Origin of the sequence: Salinicoccus luteus DSM 17002 (assembly GCF_000712035.1) — a bacterium.
Classification (GTDB): Bacteria; Bacillota; Bacilli; order Staphylococcales; family Salinicoccaceae; genus Salinicoccus; species Salinicoccus luteus.
Window position 1 is genome coordinate 389,754 of record NZ_JONV01000006.1, and the last position, 14,229, is coordinate 403,982.

The following is a 14,229-nucleotide window of genomic DNA, read 5'->3' on the forward strand; positions in this document are numbered from 1 at the left end:
GCGATGCCTTTCGTTTTACTTCTCTTCTACGATGTCTTCACGCTGGAATCTCAAGACAGGCTTTCTTGCTGCCTGCGTTTCGTCCAAACGGCCAATGACGGTCGTATGAGGAGCTTCCAGGACGATATCCGGGTTCTCTTCTGCCTCTTTAGAGATGGCGAGCAGTGTATCCACGAAGCCATCCAATGTTTCTTTGGACTCGGTTTCTGTCGGTTCGATCATCATGCACTCTTCGACATTGAGTGGGAAGTAGATTGTCGGCGGATGATATCCAAAGTCGAGCAGGCGTTTTGCCATATCAAGCGTACGCACCCCCATTTTCTTCTGTCTGGAACCGCTGATGACGAATTCGTGTTTACAGTGCTGTTTGTAAGGCAGTTCGAATGTACCTTCGAGCCTCCTCATCATGTAGTTGGCATTCAGTACGGCAATCTCTGAAACTTCTTTGAGTCCGTCCGGTCCCATCGTACGGATATACGTATAGGCACGCAGGTAGATTCCAAAGTTTCCAAAGAACGGTTTCACACGTCCGATGCTCTTCGGCACATCATGTTCCACCTTGTAGGAGCCGTCATCATTTTTGACGATGATCGGTTTCGGAAGATACTTGGCAAGTTCGGATTTGACCCCGATTGGTCCAGAACCTGGTCCGCCACCGCCATGAGGGCCGGTGAATGTCTTGTGCAGGTTGAGGTGTACGGCATCAAAGCCCATGTCCCCAGGCCTTACTTTTGCCATGATCGCATTCAGGTTGGCTCCATCATAATAGAGCTTTCCACCTGCTTCATGGACGATGTCACGGATTTCGAGGATGTCCTCCTCGAACAGACCAAGCGTGTTCGGGTTCGTCAGCATGATTGCTGCTGTGTCATCCCCTACGAGACTCTTGAGGTGATCGATGTCCACAAGACCTCTATCGTTGGATTTCACAGTCACAGCTTCAAATCCGGCAACAACTGCACTTGCAGGGTTTGTACCATGTGCGGAATCCGGTACGATGACTTTCGTACGTTTAAAGTCGCCATTATCCTCGTGGAATGCCTTGATCATCATCAGTGCAGTCCACTCGCCCTGTGCCCCCGCTGCAGGCTGCAAAGTGATCTCGTCCATGCCGGTGATCTCCTTGAGATGCTCCTGCATGTCGTATGTGATTTCCAGGGAACCCTGGATTGTCTTATCGCTCTGCAATGGGTGGCTGAGAGCAAATCCTGGCATTCTCGCCACTTTTTCATTGATTTTCGGGTTATATTTCATCGTACATGAACCGAGCGGGTAGAAACCGGAGTCCACTCCATGGTTTTTATTGGACAGTTCAGTATAGTGGCGCATCAGATCAAGCTCACTGATTTCCGGCAGTTCCGCCTTCGTCTTGCGGATAAACTTGCTGTCTATAATCTCACTGATGTCCTGTTTCTCCACTTCCAGATCAGGAAGAGAATAGGCAAAACGGTCTTCTGTGCTTCTTTCAAAAATCAAAGGACTGGATCCTTTAAGCATTATATTCACCCAACCTTTCGACAAATCCATCTATTTCTTCTTTAGTACGCAATTCTGTCACTGCAATAAGCATGTGGTTGGCAAGTTCGGAATCCACTTTGCCAAGGTTGTAGCCACCGATATAGCCGTGTTCGAGAAGTTCGTCGTTGATTTCGTCGACATCCTTGGAAAGTTTGACTGCAAATTCGTTGAAGGACTGTCCTTCAAGAACAGTGAAGCCTGCATCCTGCATCTGTTTCTTCATATAATATGTCTTCTGTATGTTCTGCTCTGCCATTTCCACAGCACCGTTCTTGCCGAGGGCACTCATCGCAACTGAAGACCCAAGGGCATTCAGTGCCTGGTTGGAACAGATGTTGCTTGTCGCCTTGTCTCTTCTGATATGCTGTTCACGCGCCTGGAGGGTAAGAACGAAACCGCGGTTTCCTTCATCATCCTGCGTCTGGCCTACGAGTCTGCCCGGCATTTTTCTCATGAGCTTTTTGGTTGCTGTAAAATACCCACAGTGCGGGCCGCCGAACTGTGTCGGAATACCGAATACCTGTGTATCTCCAGTGACGATATCCGCCCCGAATTCACCCGGAGGTGTCAGCAGGCTCAGTGCGAGCGGGTTGCTGTTTACCACGAAGAGGCCTTTATGCTTGTGGGCAATCTTCTCCATTTCCTCAAGATTCTCGATGGAACCGAAGAAGTTCGGGTATTGGACCATAACCGCTGCAGTATCTTCATCGGAAGCAGCATCCAGCTTTTCAAGGTCCGTATAGGTGCCATCAAGTTCGACTTCCACTACTTCGATGCCTTGAGCCTTGCAATAGGATTTAAGTACTTCAATCGCCTGATAGTGCACACCTTTTGAAACGACGACTTTCTTCTTGCGCGTCTGGCCGGCCGCCATTGTCGCTGCTTCTGCGAAGGCTGTCGGACCATCATACATGGAGGAGTTTGCAACATCCATGGCAGTAAGCTCTGAAATCAGCGTCTGGAATTCGAAAATCGCCTGCAGTTCCCCTTGGGAAATTTCCGGCTGGTATGGTGTATAGGCCGTATAGAATTCAGAACGGGAGATGACATGGTCCACTACCGTAGGAATGTAATGATCGTACACGCCTGCACCCAGGAAGGAAACGTGGGTTTCCGATGTGATATTCTTGTTGGAGATATTCGCAAGTTCACGCAGCAGAGATGTTTCACTTTTTCTTTCTTTGAGGTTGAGCTCCCCTTTGAACCTCACACTCTCAGGGATATCCTCGAAAAGCTCGGAAATGCTTTCGATACCGATGGTATCGAGCATCTCCTTCTTATCTTTTTCAGTTAGTGGTAAATAACGATGACTCAATTCATACACTCCCTTATATTCTTAATTTTTATGGAATGGTGTTTTGACAAACTTGGCTTCTACATCCTTGTTTCTGACCTTGACATTGAAAGTCTTATCTATTTCATGGAAGTCACGGTCTACAAGAGCGAGGCCGATCGAGCGTTTTGTGAGTGGAGATTGCGTGCCGCTGGTTACATAGCCGACCTTGTTGCCTTCACTGTCCGTCACTTCATAGTCTGTTCTTGCGATGCCTCTTTCGAGCAGTTCGAAGCCAGCAAGCTTTCTCGGTGCACCATTCTCTTTTTGCTCCTTCAGAACTTCTTTGCCGACGAAGTCATCCTTGTCCGTCTTGACAGCAAAGCCCATGTTCGCTTCAACTGGTGAAATTTCCTCAGTCAGATCCTGGCCGTGGAGCGGTAGCCCCGCCTCAAGCCTCAGTGTATCCCGCGAACCAAGTCCACATGGTGCAGCACCCTCATCGATGAACAGCTTCCAAAGTTTTTCGGTATCTTCGGCAGCGCAATAGATTTCAAATCCATCTTCACCGGTATATCCACTCTGGGAGAGGATGACGGAGCATCCATCGATTTGAACATCCTTTTTGAAATGGAACATCTTCATTTCACTGATGTCTTCATCTACATGCTTCTGGACAGTTTCCCTTGCCTTCGGCCCTTGGATTGCAATCTGGCCATATTCCTTGGAAACGTTGGTGACAGTCGCATCATATCCCGAGATGGACTTGAGCCATTCGAAATCTTTATCCGTATTGCCGGCATTCACGACAAGGAGATACTTGTTTTCTTCGAGTCTATAGATGACGAGATCGTCGATGACGCCCCCCTGCTCGTTGCACAACATCGTGTATTGTGCTTTCGTGTCGGTGAGCTTCGTCACGTTGTTGGTCAGTGCATAGTTCACAAACGCTTCCGCTTCGTTGCCCTCCACGAGTATCTCACCCATATGGCTGACCTCGAACATTCCCATCGCTTCCCGTACAGCAGTATGCTCTTCTTTGATGCTGCTGAATTGGACTGGCAGTGCCCAGCCTGAAAAGTCGATGACTTTTACTCCTGATTCCTGGTAATAATCATACAATGGTGTTTTCTTAAGTTCTGACATGATTTTCCTCCTTTAATAAAAAACAGGACAGCTGAACCAGCTGCCCTGTTGATTTCCTTCAGGAATGCGTCCCAATGCTGTTCTTTTGCCTGAGAGATTCGCCTGCTAGGCTTGCTCCTTCGGCGACGATTACTCGTTCTCTCGAGCATTGTTCATTCGCAAAATTTTCTATTATTAATCCGAATTCATTATAACCTCAACATTGAAGAAATAGCAAGCGGTTTTAGAAACAAAATGTAAGCCCTAACACTCCTTTATTTCAAGAATAGTGGAGACCACTTCTTCGACCGGAAGCGAGGCATTGATTTCATGGTCTGCCACTTGCCGGTATAGATCGAGGCGCCCGTCATAAAGTCTCCTGACCTGGTCCTTCCTTTTTACGAGAGGTCTGTTTTCGTCTCCTTCGATTCTGCTGTATAGTGTATCAAAATCTGCATGCAGATAGATCACCGGCTGTCCGGTATTTTTCAGGAAATTGTATGAACGATCATATGTAACGACACCACCGCCTGTCGCGATGATGCCTCTGATTGTGCTGGTACGTGCCAATGCCTCAAATTCCTTCTGCCTGAATCCGGCCTCCCCCTCTTCCTCAAAGATCTGTGGGATGGTCTTGCCGGCAAGCTTCACCACTTCCTCATCCAGGTCGATGGCTTGAATGTTCATCTTTTCGCTCAGACCGCTTGCGATTGTCGTTTTACCGCTTCCCATGAAGCCTATAAGTATCATTTGATCTCTCCTAATCGATCAGACCCTGGATACGCATCTGATATATTTCAATGAAGTTCGACTGTATCTCCAGTATCATGAACATCTTATTATGATAATGGTAATATAAGGCCACCAGATATAGCAATATGAAGTATACGGAAAAACTGAAGAATGCGTCATTTCGGGAAATGAAGTCTTTCAATACTCTCCCCCTCCCCTGCAGCCACCGACAGCTGTATGTGAGAGCGGCTCTCCTGCAGACTGAACTGTTCCACTTCGAACATGACGGTTACAAATCCACTCTGTTCGACGCTTTTCACTATACGGCTGCCGTATTTGCGGTAGCTGACCTCCCCTTTTTCTGTTTTGAAACTGATGACCCCCTTCGTCCGATCGACATGGACACCGGTACTTTTTTCATGAGTCTCGGTAATATCGAAAATAAAGAAATCCATTTCAAAAGCAGTCTTAGGCGACTGCGTCATATCAAACTGCATCAGAATTGATGGCATAAGCGACATTACAAAAGCGGCGATGGACAGGCTGATCAGCGCTTCAATATAAGTAAACCCCGCTGCTTTACTCAAAATATGCACAGCGCTCTTCATCTTTTTTATCACATATATGGCTGCCATGGATGGTATAGGCGGCGGTCTCCCTCGTAAATGACTCGTAATCTTCATGGGCAAGCATTTCAAGGTACAGCCGCCTGTTGAATTCAAGCGTCCTCTCGGACTCCTCCAACATCTGTTCGAGCATCATTACTGCCGGCAGCAGTATCGTTATGATGATGCTGAAGATGAGCATCGTCAGTATACTGTCGACCATCATGAATCCACTATCTTTCAACTCTGAACCTCCCCCTCTGTATTTGAAAAATGAAGCTTATGGACTCGCCCAGACAATCGAATGAGACAGTACCGAACTTATCGGTATCCCCATTCAACTTGAAAATGATCCTTTCCAGTCCTCCCGGCTTCAGTGTGCAGATGCCAAGGGGGTGGGTTCTGACGATTTCACCATTCTTGCTGCGGACCAGAAGACGCTGTTTCGGCCGGTCCATTTCAACGAAGTGCTGGGAGGCGGTATTCATGGCGCTTGTCTGGGCACTTTGAAAAAAGTAGCCGATGGTTTCCACCTCCTGATCGATGCCTTTTTTATCATTCGGTGGCATATTGACCACACTGAGCAGCAGAAGAATGCTGATGATGCACAGTGTCAACATCATCTCCAGCATGGTGAAGCCATCATTCAGTGCGTATCGCTTGTCCATTGGTCACCACAATTGCGTCCCCATTTGCACAAGTGATCTGTTCCGAAGTTAAATAATCAGGAACCAGACTGTCTATGGACGCCGGAGGTCCTCCCTCATTCAGCGTATAAGCTTCAACCTGGCTTTGCACCATACGCACCTGCGCCTCGCATCCGGTGTCCTGTACATTGGCACTCTGCGCTGCTATGTTCGGTATGATCAGGATGATCAGTACCGAGATGACGAGCAGGACAAGCAGCATTTCTATCAGTGTAAAGCCGGCGTCATTGTTCTTTTGAAATTTTTTTGCAATTAGTTTTCTCATTTGTTTCCTCCTAGTTTATGGATGACATCATTTGGAAAATCGGGAGCACTATGATCAGATACAGGCAGATGATCAGAATCCCTAGAATAAGGAAAATGACAGGCTGGACCTTTCTCGTCACATTCTCAATCCGCATAATCAGCTTTTCCAGAGTATACTCACTGAACATGATGAGTTCGTTTCCGACGCTGCTGTTCTGTTCTCCATGATTGACGAACACAGAGAGCTTGGCATCCAACAGACCGATATGAGCCAGTGCCTGGGACAGAGAATCACCGGCCATTAATTTCGTTTCAATACTTTTGGAGATGTGGCGGAGATAGGGGTTGATTTCCTGATGTATGAAGAGGTCCAGAATCTCCTTTACTTCCAAACCATTGTTCAGGAAATATCCGAATTCGCGTGAAAACCGGTACGTCTGGTAGCCGGTGAAGAAAAAGCCGATGAAGGGGATCCGGGCCAGCATCATGGATTTCAGATCGATGTTCTTCATATTCAGCAGATACAGTATGATGCCAGCGGCAACCATAACGATCACCAGGAAGGCCAAGATGGCAAGGGGCAGGTTTTCCAGAACCAAGATCAGTATTTTTACGATACCTTCGGAAGTTGTACCCATGGCGGAGTAGAGACTTTTGAATTGTGGTATTACAGTGAAATTCAGTGTGATGAGTATAGTAATGAAAATGGCTACGAGCAGCAGGGGGTACTGCAGGGACTTGATCAGCTTTGCAGAAGTCTGCCTGACATTGGTCAGGTAGGCTGCTGAATCCCTGAGGTTTGCCAGCACTTCCCCATGTATTTCAGCGAATGAGACTTGGATGACTATGGAGCTCCTGTAGCCCATTGCCTGCAATATGCTGCTCAGGCTGCTGCCTCCTCTGGCCATTGCCAAATACTCGTGCCGATCCCGCTCCTTCAGCACGTCATATTGTTCAAGGAGGAAGACAAGGGCCTGCTGAAGGGTGAAGCCAACTTCAAGCAAATCGGCCACCTTCATCAGAAAATGGGCATCATATCTGCCCAGCCTATTTGAATTTTTCCATATACGAAAGATATTCATCATCGTTGAGCCCCCCTGCCTCGTAAAGGTCGCCCATCTTGTCCACTATTGTCTGGTGCTCGGCTTTACCACCCTTAATCAAAATTTCAATCTGACTGTTGTCGAGCGATTCATAGATGATGAAGCTCCCCTTCCGGGTATAGATGATGCGTTGGTTTACAATCAGGGATAGGCTCTGGAGGATTTCCTCATCGTAGAGTCCATAGTCCCTTAGACGGCTCAGTGTACTGACTGCCGACTTGCTGTGGAAAGTGCTCAGTACCAGGTGTCCGGAAAGGCTGGCTTTCAGAAGCTGGGAGGCGATGTTGGCATCTCTGATTTCTCCGAACATGATAATATCCGGATCGCACCTGAGAACCCCTTTCAGCAGAGGCGCATAATCGATGTTCGCCTTCTCATTGATTTCGACCTGTACCATCCCATCCAATTGATATTCAATCGGGTCCTCAATGCTGATGACCTGCTGTCTGCCGCGTGAAACCACTTCCTGGATCAGACGGTACATGAGCGTGGACTTCCCTGACCCCGTGGGACCGGTAAAAAGTATAAGACCCTGCTGACGGGCCATATAGGGAAGGAAAAAATCGTAGTCCCCATCCGTGTTGAAAAGGGTGGACGAAGGACGGTCCTCCATGGCGTTGAGCAACCGGATGACGATGACTTCACTCATCAGGGAGATTGGCAATGTACTTACCCTGACGTTCAGCGTTTCCTCCTCAATACTTATTGCAGTCCTGCCGCTCTGTGGCACTTTATGCTCATTGATGTCGAGCTCGGCTATGAACTTCAGGTAGTTTACGAACTTCCTGTATACGTCGATTGTCACCTCCTTGAGAGGTTGCATCTCTCCCGCCTTCCTGAGCCTGACGAGTCCCTTTGAGCTTTCGAGTGTCAGATGGATGTCCGTTGCATTCAGATGCAGCGCATCTTTCATGATTTCTTCCATCAACTGTTTCATCATTCACCTCCTACCCTATATATGATTCAAAAGGAGCGATTTGATTTTTTCTGAAATAAATGAGGGATTTTTGCATTTTGGTGTTTATTTTGATGTATAATAGGGATTAATGGAAATGGATTACACTACATTTATCCCAATAAGTATTTACTTTAATATGTTATTTATTTATAATTGACTATGATATGTTAAGTAACGATGAAAGGACTGTTCCTATGGATAAGTTATTCAAGACACTGGGATTCTGGACTGCAATGTTTGCAATCCTGTTCTATGTCGGTGATATGATGATGATGACCCTGTTCTTCATCGCTCAAACTGGATTCTTCATTTTACTCGGTTACATGAAGCTCACTGAAAGAATGTATATGTATGTATTTGCTGCATACCTGGTCTTTTTCTTTGTAGGATTTACATACTTCACAACCTTCCTGCTCGAGCCGAGTTTCGGTAACCAGCACTAAAATAACCAGGCAGATGTTTATCTGCCTGGTTATTTATTTTATCTTGCCTTTTTCATGCCCTGACGAAAGGATTGCCCATCTTCTCGTCACCTATCGTGGTCTCCGGTCCATGACCGGGATACACCGTCAGGTCCTCCTCTAGTGTATAGAGCTTCTCCCTTATGCTGTTCAGGAGTGTCAGGTGATCCGCCTGGTAAAGATCCGTCCGGCCTATGCCTCCATTGAAGAGGACATCTCCGGAGACGATGAAATCTTCAAACAGGTAGCTCATGCTGCCCGGTGAATGGCCTGGGGTGTGCAGTACACTGAAGGTGAACCCGCCAATCTGCTGTTCCCCCTCCTCCATAATTTTGGGTGCTATGGAAGATTCGATGACCTCAAGCCCCATATCCCTGTACTTGCCTGAACCGTTTTTTGAAGCATCGGCGAGCCAGTCACGCTCTTCTTCGCCAATCCAGGTCTCTGCCCCGAAATGGGAAACAACCGCATCAAGCGCACCGATATGGTCGAAATGTGCATGTGTCAGCAATATGCCTTTCACCGTCGTGTCCGCTTCTATCGCGCCGATGATCGCCTCTGCGTCCCCTGAGGGGTCGATGATCAATGCCTCATCATCATTTTCAAGAATATAGCAGTTCGTTTCCAATGGGCCCAATGGTAATACTTTTATCTTCATGATGTTCCCTCCTTAAAATCCACTCGACAAAGCTACGTTTTAATTATACAATATATATGAGAATAAAGAGAACATTGGAGGTTGAGCAGAATGCCATTCATCGATACTGGTGAACTATTTGAAATTGGCGGTATTACCATCCATATCGGAATCAATGCCTTTTCGATTCTTATGCTGATGATTGCCATCGTCGGCGTATGGGGGCTTGTGGCTGCAATCAAGAACAGAAACCTGTTGGCAGTTCTTTTCAGTTTTGCAACAGTCGCTACATTTGGATTCTTTGCAATTGCAACTATCTTTACATACGGTTATCCGGATCTGAGCCACTAGATCCGGCCGCATGTACTAAAAAAGGCAAACCCTTCGAGGGTTTGCCTTTTTTATATGGTCAATGTCGCTTCGGCTGCCAAAAGCTGCTTTTCAACCGCTTCGGTGCCTGTTCCACCAAGGCTCTTCCTTCTGTCGACGACCACTTTGGGTGTCAGGACGGTATAGATATCCGATTCGATGGAAGAGTGATGCGCCTGGAACTCTGTGAGGGAAAGATCCTTCAAGTATTTGCTGTCATTGATGCACTTCAGCACCAGTTCACCGACCACTTCATGCGCTTTTCTGAACGGCACACCCTTCTGTACCAAATAGTCTGCGAGTTCCGTTGCATTGGAGAAGTCCTTTTCAACAGTCTGGTCGAGCACATCTTCATTTATTGTCATGGTCTCCAGCATACCCGTCATGATGCGGAGGGATCCGGTAACCGTCGTCACTGCATCAAAAACCCCCTCCTTGTCCTCCTGGAGGTCTTTGTTGTAGGTGAGCGGCAGTCCTTTGACGAGCATCAGCATGCTTGTAAGCGCCCCTGTCGTACGCGCACTCTTGCCGCGGATCAGTTCAGCCATGTCCGGATTCTTCTTCTGTGGCATCATGGAGCTGCCCGTCGTAAACTGGTCGGACAACTGCACGAAATTCGCCTCTTCGCTCATCCAGAAGATGATCTCCTCCGACAACCTGGAAAGATGTACCATGACGAGGCTGATATTGGACAGTGTTTCGATGATATAGTCCCGGTCACTTACAGCATCCATGCTGTTCTGGTAGAGGTCCGAGAAGCCGAGAAGCTCCTGGGTCTGTTCGCGGTCTATATCGAACGTCGTTCCGCTGATTGCGCCGGCACCAAGTGGTGACAGATCAATGCGTGCCAACGAATCGTTGAAACGGTCCTTGTCCCTTTTGAGCATCCAGAAGTAGGCCATGATGTGATGGGAGAACAGTACAGGTTGCGCACGCTGCAGGTGTGTATAGCCCGGCATGACCACATGGATGTTCTCCTTGGCAAGGTTGAGTATCGTATACTGGAGCGTCTCGATGCTCTCGATGATTTCATATGCCTTCTCTTTGATGTAGAGGTGCATGTCTGTGGCAATCTGATCATTTCTGCTGCGCGCAGTATGCAGTTTGCCGCCCACTTCGCCTATTTTCGAGATCAGGGCATGTTCGACGTTCATATGGATGTCTTCATGCTGGACGGAAAATTCAAGACGTCCTGCATCATAATCATCCAGCACCGATTTCAGACCTTCTATGATCTGATCCTTTTCCTCATCTGTGATGATACCCTTTGCCGCGAGCATCGTCGCATGTGCAATGCTGCCGGTGATGTCCTTCTCAATCAGCACCTTATCAAAATGGATGGATGCATTGAATGCATCCACCCATTCCAGGGCCTCACCTTGAAATCTGCCGCCCCAGGCTTTCTTAGTCATATAGCTTCACACCGCTTTCAAGCATGGATTTCACTTTTGTCGGAAGACCGAAGATTTCAATGAATCCGACGGAAGCATCCTGGTTGAAGGCATCTTCATTGGTGTAGGTCGCCAGTTTTTCATTATAGAGGCTGTTGTCTGAACGTCTGCCGGTAACAGTGACGTTTCCTTTGTACAATTCGACGCGGACTTCCCCATTGACAGGTTGCTGCATATCCTTGAGCATGTTCCTCAACGAATCGGACAGCGGGGAGAACCACAGGCCGTTGTATACCTGTTCAGCAAACTTCTGTTCGATGACCGGTTTGAAGTGTGCGATATCCTTTGTGAGGGTGATTGTTTCCAGATCATGCTTCGCTGTCAGGATGACCTTGGCACCAGGTGTTTCATAGACTTCACGGGATTTGATGCCGACGAGCCTGTTTTCGACATGGTCGATCCTTCCAACGCCATGTGCGCCTGCGATTTCGTTGAGCTTGATGATGAGGTCGTCCAAGTCATATGATACGCCGTTGATTGCAGTCGGAAGACCTTCTTTAAAAGTGAGTACGAGCTCTTCCGCTTCGTCCGGTGCGTCAGCGATGTTGCTTGTGAGGTCGTAGGCATCTTCAGGCGGCTTGTTCCAAGGGTCTTCCAGTACGCCGCATTCGTTGCTTCTGCCCCAGAGGTTCTGGTCAATGGAATAAGGGGAATCAAGGTTGATCGGAATCGGAATATTCTTCTCTTTTGCATAATCGATCTCTTCTTCCCTGCTCCATGTCCATTCACGTACCGGTGCAAGCACCTTGAGTGTCGGATCCAGTCCCTGTATCGCCACTTCGAAGCGTACCTGGTCATTCCCTTTTCCTGTACATCCGTGTGCAACGTAGTCTGCATTCGATTCATGCGCTATCTCGACAAGCTTCTTCGAGATGAGTGGACGGCTCAGTGCAGAAACCAATGGGTACTTCCCTTCATACATTGAGTTTCCATATATTGCATACGCAACAAACTCATCGGCGAATTCCTTCGTCGTATCGATGACATGGGATTCGACTGCGCCCATATCCAAAGCTTTCTGATAGACGACATCGAGGTCTTTCCCTTCTCCAACATCCAGGCATACTGCCACGACATCGTATCCTTTATCAATGAACCATTGGATGGTTACACTTGTATCCAAACCACCTGAATATGCCAATACCACTTTTTCCTTCATTTCGGTCACCTCTATAATTTTTTGTGTTTATCAATGTAATGATTAGAATGATAGCATTATAAAGATTCTAAATCAAGCATATTTATTCATTTTTATGCATGTTTTATATTTTACAAAGTTTTTCCCTTTATTTATACTTGATTTAACACAGAAGGAGAGATGATCAATGAGATATGTATTCATCACAGGCACAAGCCGCGGACTTGGACACGCACTGCTCGATATATTCAAGGAAGACCGCATCATCAGCATTTCCCGTTCGAAAGTCGAAACGGACATTGAACTGTACAGGGAGTTCCATGTAGATTTCCTGGATGAGAAGGCACTGGAAGAAAAAATTCCTGAAATCTTCAATTCCATACAGCCTGAAAAAGGGGACGAAATCTATCTGATCAACAATGCGGGGGCTGTAAAACCCGTCAAGTCGATCGCCAATATGGATGCCCAGGGATACTTGGACAACTACAAGATAAATGTCCTTGCACCGGCCCTCCTCATGAAGGGATATGTAAATGCATTCAGTGACCTGCAGGCAGCAAAGCGCATACTTACGGTTTCCAGCGGAGCGGCACTCAATCCGATGGAGGGATGGTCTGCATACTGCAGCTCAAAAGCCGCAGTCAATATGGTGAGCGATGTATTGCGGCAGGAGATGGACCGACTCGACTATCCGATTTTCACAGCCACCTACCGGCCGGGCGTCATAGATACGGATATGCAGGGAGAAATCCGTTCCGCCGACCCGGATGACTTCCCCGATCTGGAAAAGTTCAGGAAGTACAAGGAATCGAACCGTCTCTACCCGCCAAAAGTGGTCGCTTATGTTGCACAGCGCATCATCACTTCAGACAACTTCGGCTTTTCCGAGAGCTACAGCATCAGCGATTTCCTATAGAAGAAGGGAGCACATATGTGCTCCCTTCTTCTATGTCAGATACTGTCTCACGAGACGCGCAGCGCCGTATATGCCGGCATCGTTCCCGAGCTCCGCCATGACAATTTCGGTATTTTCGTATGCTGGCGGGAAAGTGATCGGCCTGTAGTACTGTTCTATCCGGTCCGTCAATATCCGGCCGGCACGACTTACGCCCCCGCCGATGATGAAGTACTTCGGATTCGTCACAGCAGAGATGTGGCTGAGGGCGATTGCGATATAGCGCGCAACTTCATCGACCACCTGGAGACCGAGTGCATCACCCTCCTGGGCCGCCTCCACAATCATCTTGGCTGAAACGGTATCATTCTCAATCTCACGGGACAGCCGCGTATCCTTGCTGCCACTATAATAGTGCAGTGCAAGATTCTTCATTCCAGTCGCCGAAGCGACTGTTTCAAGGCATCCCTTTTTCCCGCAGTTGCACTGGAACCGCTGATCATAGTCGACAAGAAGATGGCCGATTTCACCGGCGGCCCCTCCATGTCCATGGATGAGCAGGCTGTTCGAGACGACGCCTCCGCCCACTCCTGTACCAAGCGTCACCATGACGACGTCCTTATGCCCCATCCCGGCCCCTTTGAACTGTTCGCCGAGCGCTGCCACATTGGCATCATTGTCGACGATGGCCCTTATGCCGCTCAAGGCTTCGAATTCAGCGGCGATCGGCTTCCTATGCGTCCAGTTGAGGTTGATGGCACCGTTCAATATTCCATTATTGAAGTCCACCGGTCCGGGCACACCGAGCCCTGTTCCGATGATATCCTCCCTGCTGTAGCCGAGCCTGTCCCCTTCCGATAGGAAGGACTGATGGATATTTTCAAGTATCCGTTCCCCTCCATCCGATATGTCTGTAGGAATTTCCCACTTGTGCAGAAGTTCCAGTTCTGGAGTGAAGACGCCCATTTTGCACGTTGTGCCTCCGATGTCTGATGCTAATATCCTTTCCAT

18 protein-coding genes and 1 riboswitch are annotated in these 14,229 nt (G+C 48.0%); of the genes, 3 read left to right on the forward strand and 15 right to left on the reverse strand.

The window, feature by feature from the left end:
- Positions 1 to 15: 15 nt before the first annotated feature.
- From gcvPB to BO53_RS0102210, 11 genes are all read right to left on the reverse strand, one after another.
- A complete protein-coding gene (gene gcvPB, locus BO53_RS0102160) occupies positions 16 to 1,497 on the reverse strand; it encodes an aminomethyl-transferring glycine dehydrogenase subunit GcvPB (RefSeq protein ID WP_031544981.1) in 1,482 nt (493 codons plus the stop codon).
- Entirely contained in the window at positions 1,490 to 2,833 is a 1,344-nt protein-coding gene (gene gcvPA / locus BO53_RS0102165; RefSeq protein ID WP_031544983.1) for an aminomethyl-transferring glycine dehydrogenase subunit GcvPA, read from the reverse strand. Before gcvPA ends, gcvPB begins: the two co-directional genes overlap by 8 nt.
- Positions 2,834 to 2,854: 21 nt before the next feature.
- Positions 2,855 to 3,940: a glycine cleavage system aminomethyltransferase GcvT gene (gcvT, locus tag BO53_RS0102170; RefSeq protein WP_031544985.1), complete on the reverse strand. Its 1,086-nt coding sequence runs from the start codon at positions 3,938 to 3,940 to the stop codon at positions 2,855 to 2,857.
- Positions 3,941 to 4,004: 64 nt separating this feature from the next.
- A riboswitch (glycine riboswitch) is annotated at positions 4,005 to 4,093 on the reverse strand.
- An 87-nt stretch (positions 4,094 to 4,180) separates the two neighbouring features.
- Positions 4,181 to 4,666, reverse strand: a complete 486-nt coding sequence (locus BO53_RS0102175; protein ID WP_031544987.1) for a shikimate kinase — start codon at positions 4,664 to 4,666, stop codon at positions 4,181 to 4,183.
- A 10-nt stretch (positions 4,667 to 4,676) separates the two neighbouring features.
- Entirely contained in the window at positions 4,677 to 4,850 is a 174-nt protein-coding gene (locus tag BO53_RS13990) for a hypothetical protein (RefSeq protein WP_169738719.1), read from the reverse strand.
- Positions 4,825 to 5,235, reverse strand: coding sequence for a competence type IV pilus minor pilin ComGF (locus tag BO53_RS0102185; protein ID WP_051682970.1), 411 nt, complete (start codon positions 5,233 to 5,235; stop codon positions 4,825 to 4,827). Before BO53_RS0102185 ends, BO53_RS13990 begins: the two co-directional genes overlap by 26 nt.
- Positions 5,228 to 5,497, reverse strand: coding sequence for a hypothetical protein (locus BO53_RS13820; RefSeq protein WP_031544991.1), 270 nt, complete (start codon positions 5,495 to 5,497; stop codon positions 5,228 to 5,230). The genes BO53_RS0102185 and BO53_RS13820 overlap by 8 nt, the downstream gene beginning before the upstream one ends.
- Positions 5,487 to 5,921 (reverse strand): prepilin-type N-terminal cleavage/methylation domain-containing protein, encoded by a 435-nt coding sequence (locus tag BO53_RS0102195; RefSeq protein ID WP_245608171.1) that lies wholly within the window; start codon positions 5,919 to 5,921, stop codon positions 5,487 to 5,489. Before BO53_RS0102195 ends, BO53_RS13820 begins: the two co-directional genes overlap by 11 nt.
- A complete protein-coding gene (gene comGC, locus BO53_RS0102200) occupies positions 5,896 to 6,225 on the reverse strand; it encodes a competence type IV pilus major pilin ComGC (RefSeq protein ID WP_031544995.1) in 330 nt (109 codons plus the stop codon). The genes BO53_RS0102195 and comGC overlap by 26 nt, the downstream gene beginning before the upstream one ends.
- Positions 6,226 to 6,235: 10 nt before the next feature.
- Positions 6,236 to 7,291: a competence type IV pilus assembly protein ComGB gene (gene comGB, locus BO53_RS0102205; protein WP_245608172.1), complete on the reverse strand. Its 1,056-nt coding sequence runs from the start codon at positions 7,289 to 7,291 to the stop codon at positions 6,236 to 6,238.
- Positions 7,254 to 8,246 (reverse strand): ATPase, T2SS/T4P/T4SS family, encoded by a 993-nt coding sequence (locus tag BO53_RS0102210; protein ID WP_031544998.1) that lies wholly within the window; start codon positions 8,244 to 8,246, stop codon positions 7,254 to 7,256. The genes comGB and BO53_RS0102210 overlap by 38 nt, the downstream gene beginning before the upstream one ends.
- Positions 8,247 to 8,461: 215 nt before the next feature.
- Between BO53_RS0102210 and BO53_RS0102215 the strand changes: the two genes are divergently transcribed.
- A complete protein-coding gene (locus BO53_RS0102215) occupies positions 8,462 to 8,710 on the forward strand; it encodes a DUF2626 family protein (protein ID WP_031545000.1) in 249 nt (82 codons plus the stop codon).
- A gap of 52 nt (positions 8,711 to 8,762) precedes the next feature.
- Here the strand turns inward: BO53_RS0102215 and BO53_RS0102220 are convergent, their stop codons facing one another.
- Positions 8,763 to 9,386 carry an MBL fold metallo-hydrolase gene (locus BO53_RS0102220; RefSeq protein ID WP_031545003.1) on the reverse strand — a complete coding sequence of 208 codons (624 nt, stop codon included), beginning with the start codon at positions 9,384 to 9,386 and terminating at the stop codon, positions 8,763 to 8,765.
- 90 nt (positions 9,387 to 9,476) lie between these two features.
- Between BO53_RS0102220 and BO53_RS0102225 the strand changes: the two genes are divergently transcribed.
- Positions 9,477 to 9,716: a DUF2759 domain-containing protein gene (locus BO53_RS0102225; RefSeq protein WP_031545006.1), complete on the forward strand. Its 240-nt coding sequence runs from the start codon at positions 9,477 to 9,479 to the stop codon at positions 9,714 to 9,716.
- Positions 9,717 to 9,766: 50 nt separating this feature from the next.
- On the opposite strand, the gene argH is transcribed toward BO53_RS0102225, so the two are convergent.
- Positions 9,767 to 11,146 carry an argininosuccinate lyase gene (gene argH, locus BO53_RS0102230; RefSeq protein ID WP_031545008.1) on the reverse strand — a complete coding sequence of 460 codons (1,380 nt, stop codon included), beginning with the start codon at positions 11,144 to 11,146 and terminating at the stop codon, positions 9,767 to 9,769.
- On the reverse strand, positions 11,139 to 12,344 hold the full coding sequence (locus BO53_RS0102235) for an argininosuccinate synthase (protein ID WP_031545009.1): 1,206 nt from the start codon (positions 12,342 to 12,344) through the stop codon (positions 11,139 to 11,141). The genes argH and BO53_RS0102235 overlap by 8 nt, the downstream gene beginning before the upstream one ends.
- A 166-nt stretch (positions 12,345 to 12,510) precedes the next feature.
- Here BO53_RS0102235 and BO53_RS0102240 point away from each other — a divergent pair, with 166 nt between their 5' ends.
- On the forward strand, positions 12,511 to 13,239 hold the full coding sequence (locus BO53_RS0102240) for an SDR family NAD(P)-dependent oxidoreductase (protein WP_031545011.1): 729 nt from the start codon (positions 12,511 to 12,513) through the stop codon (positions 13,237 to 13,239).
- 30 nt (positions 13,240 to 13,269) lie between these two features.
- On the opposite strand, the gene BO53_RS0102245 is transcribed toward BO53_RS0102240, so the two are convergent.
- Positions 13,270 to 14,229 (reverse strand): ROK family glucokinase, encoded by a 960-nt coding sequence (locus tag BO53_RS0102245; RefSeq protein ID WP_031545014.1) that lies wholly within the window; start codon positions 14,227 to 14,229, stop codon positions 13,270 to 13,272.